The organism is Halomonas sp. AOP12-B1-6, from assembly GCF_052379225.1.
Taxonomy (GTDB): domain Bacteria; phylum Pseudomonadota; class Gammaproteobacteria; order Pseudomonadales; family Halomonadaceae; genus Vreelandella; species Vreelandella casei.
Window position 1 is genome coordinate 1 of sequence record NZ_JBQSYK010000009.1, and the last position, 3,298, is coordinate 3,298.

Here is a 3,298-nt window from a genome sequence, read left to right on the forward strand (position 1 = left end):
CGCTCTTTAACAATGTATATCATGCTGACAAGAACACACCGCAAGGTGGGTTCTTAAATTGTGATACGTTTTATACGTATCCGGCAAATGAACGTTATCATTGCGAGATACCAGACTCCTTCGGGTTATAGGGTCAAGCAATGAAGCGCACACGGTGGATGCCTAGGCAGTCAGAGGCGATGAAAGACGTGGTAGCCTGCGATAAGGCTCGGTGAGGTGGCAACAACCTGTGACCCGGGCATTTCTGAATGGGGAAACCCACTGACCATAAGGTCAGTATCTTACACTGAATACATAGGTGTAAGAGGCGAACCAGGGGAACTGAAACATCTAAGTACCCTGAGGAAAAGAAATCAACCGAGATTCCCCTAGTAGCGGCGAGCGAACGGGGACCAGCCCTTAAGCATGTGAATGATTAGGCGAACAGATTGGGAAGTCTGGCCGTAGCAGGTGATAGCCCTGTAGTCGAAAATCTGATCATGTGAAATCGAGTAGGTCGGGGCACGAGAAACCTTGACTGAAGACGGGGGGACCATCCTCCAAGGCTAAATACTCCTGACTGACCGATAGTGAACCAGTACCGTGAGGGAAAGGCGAAAAGAACCCCGGATAGGGGAGTGAAATAGATCCTGAAACCGTGTGCGTACAAGCAGTAGGAGCAGACTTGTTCTGTGACTGCGTACCTTTTGTATAATGGGTCAGCGACTTATATTCAGTGGCGAGGTTAACCGTATAGGGGAGCCGTAGGGAAACCGAGTCTTAACTGGGCGACACAGTCGCTGGATATAGACCCGAAACCGAGCGATCTATCCATGAGCAGGGTGAAGGTTGAGTAACATCAACTGGAGGCCCGAACCAGGATCTGTTGAAAAAGATTTGGATGACTTGTGGATCGGAGTGAAAGGCTAATCAAGCTCGGAGATAGCTGGTTCTCCTCGAAAGCTATTTAGGTAGCGCCTCACGTATTACCGCCGGGGGTAGAGCACTGTTTCGGCTAGGGGGTCATCCCGACTTACCAACCCGAGGCAAACTCCGAATACCGGTGAGTACAGCGTGGGAGACACACGGCGGGTGCTAACGTCCGTCGTGAAAAGGGAAACAACCCAGACCGTCAGCTAAGGTCCCGAAATCCTGGTTAAGTGGGAAACGATGTGGGAAGGCTTAGACAGCTAGGAGGTTGGCTTAGAAGCAGCCATCCTTTAAAGAAAGCGTAATAGCTCACTAGTCGAGTCGGCCTGCGCGGAAGATGTAACGGGGCTAAACCAGGTACCGAAGCTACGGGTGCGTCATTATTTCGATAATGATGCGCGGTAGAGGAGCGTCGTGTAAGCCAATGAAGGTGGATTGAGAAGTCTGCTGGAGGTATCACGAGTGCGAATGCTGACATGAGTAACGATAAAGGGAGTGAAAAACTCCCTCGCCGGAAGACCAAGGTTTTCTGTTCGATGCTAATCAGAGCAGAGTGAGTCGGCCCCTAAGGCGAGGCCGAAAGGCGTAGTCGATGGAAAACGGGCTAATATTCCCGTACCGGACATGGTTGCGATGGGGGGACGAAGAAGGCTAGGTGAGCCAGGCGTTGGTTGTCCTGGTGAAAGTGAGTAGGCCGAGATCTTAGGAAAATCCGGGATCTTAAAGCCGAGACACGAGATGAACTGACTACGGTCAGGAAGTCACTGATGCCACGCTTCCAGGAAAAGCCTCTAAGCTTCAGATCATGTGCGACCGTACCCCAAACCGACACAGGTGGTCAGGGAGAGAATCCCAAGGCGCTTGAGAGAACTCGGGTGAAGGAACTAGGCAAAATGGTGCCGTAACTTCGGGAGAAGGCACGCCGGCGTAGGGTGAAGAGACTTGCTCTCCTAGCCCGAACCGGTCGAAGATACCAGGTGGCTGCAACTGTTTATTAAAAACACAGCACTCTGCTAACTCGTAAGAGGACGTATAGGGTGTGACGCCTGCCCGGTGCCGGAAGGTTAAATGATGGTGTTAGCCGCAAGGCGAAGCTCTTGATTGAAGCCCCGGTAAACGGCGGCCGTAACTATAACGGTCCTAAGGTAGCGAAATTCCTTGTCGGGTAAGTTCCGACCTGCACGAATGGCGTAATGATGGCCACGCTGTCTCCACCCGAGACTCAGTGAAATTGAAATCGCCGTGAAGATGCGGTGTACCCGCGGCTAGACGGAAAGACCCCGTGAACCTTTACTATAGCTTCACACTGGACGCTGATGTTGCCTGTGTAGGATAGCTGGGAGGCTTTGAACTTTGGACGCCAGTTCGAAGGGAGCCAACCTTGAAATACCAGCCTGGCATCATTGGCGTTCTCACTCAGGTCCGTTATCCGGATCGAGGACAGTGTGTGGTGGGTAGTTTGACTGGGGCGGTCTCCTCCTAAAGAGTAACGGAGGAGCACGAAGGTACCCTCAGCACGGTCGGACATCGTGCATTGAGTGCAAGAGCATAAGGGTGCTTGACTGCGAGACAGACACGTCGAGCAGGTGCGAAAGCAGGTTCTAGTGATCCGGTGGTTCTGTATGGAAGGGCCATCGCTCAACGGATAAAAGGTACTCCGGGGATAACAGGCTGATACCGCCCAAGAGTTCACATCGACGGCGGTGTTTGGCACCTCGATGTCGGCTCATCACATCCTGGGGCTGAAGTCGGTCCCAAGGGTATGGCTGTTCGCCATTTAAAGTGGTACGCGAGCTGGGTTTAGAACGTCGTGAGACAGTTCGGTCCCTATCTGCCGTGGGCGTTGGATGTTTGAGAAGGGCTGCTCCTAGTACGAGAGGACCGGAGTGGACGACCCTCTGGTGTTCCGGTTGTCACGCCAGTGGCATTGCCGGGTAGCTATGGTCGGACGGGATAACCGCTGAAAGCATCTAAGCGGGAAGCCCCCTTCAAGATGAGACATCCCTGAGGCCTAGAGCCTCCTGAAGGGCCCAGCGAGACCAGCTGGTTGATAGGCACGGTGTGGAAGCGCTGCAAGGCGTTGAGCTAACGTGTACTAATGGCCCGTGAGGCTTGACTCTATAACACCCAAGGGGTCTGGTCGCAGTGATAACGTTATGATGTTAACGCATCAAAAAAAAGCCGGATACGCAGCGTGTTGCCCAGTCCACTCATCAAGAGTGAACAAGCAGGCGGCACGACAGCAAGAAACGATCACATCAGCATGATATACCACCAGTTACGCCTGACGACCATAGCACGCGTGAACCACCTGATCCCTTGCCGAACTCAGAAGTGAAACCGCTTAGCGCCGATGGTAGTGTGGGGTCTCCCCATGCGAGAGTAGGTC

The 3,298-nt window shown here is 53.0% G+C and carries 2 rRNA genes; both read left to right on the forward strand.

The annotated features are described in order from the left end of the window. The first annotated feature begins 131 nt into the window (after nucleotides 1-131). Nucleotides 132-3,029: ribosomal RNA gene (locus tag ACT3TR_RS17345) — 23S ribosomal RNA — on the forward strand. Between the two features lie 163 nt (nucleotides 3,030-3,192). Further along, nucleotides 3,193-3,298 (forward strand): 5S ribosomal RNA (gene rrf, locus ACT3TR_RS17350); the annotation flags it as partial.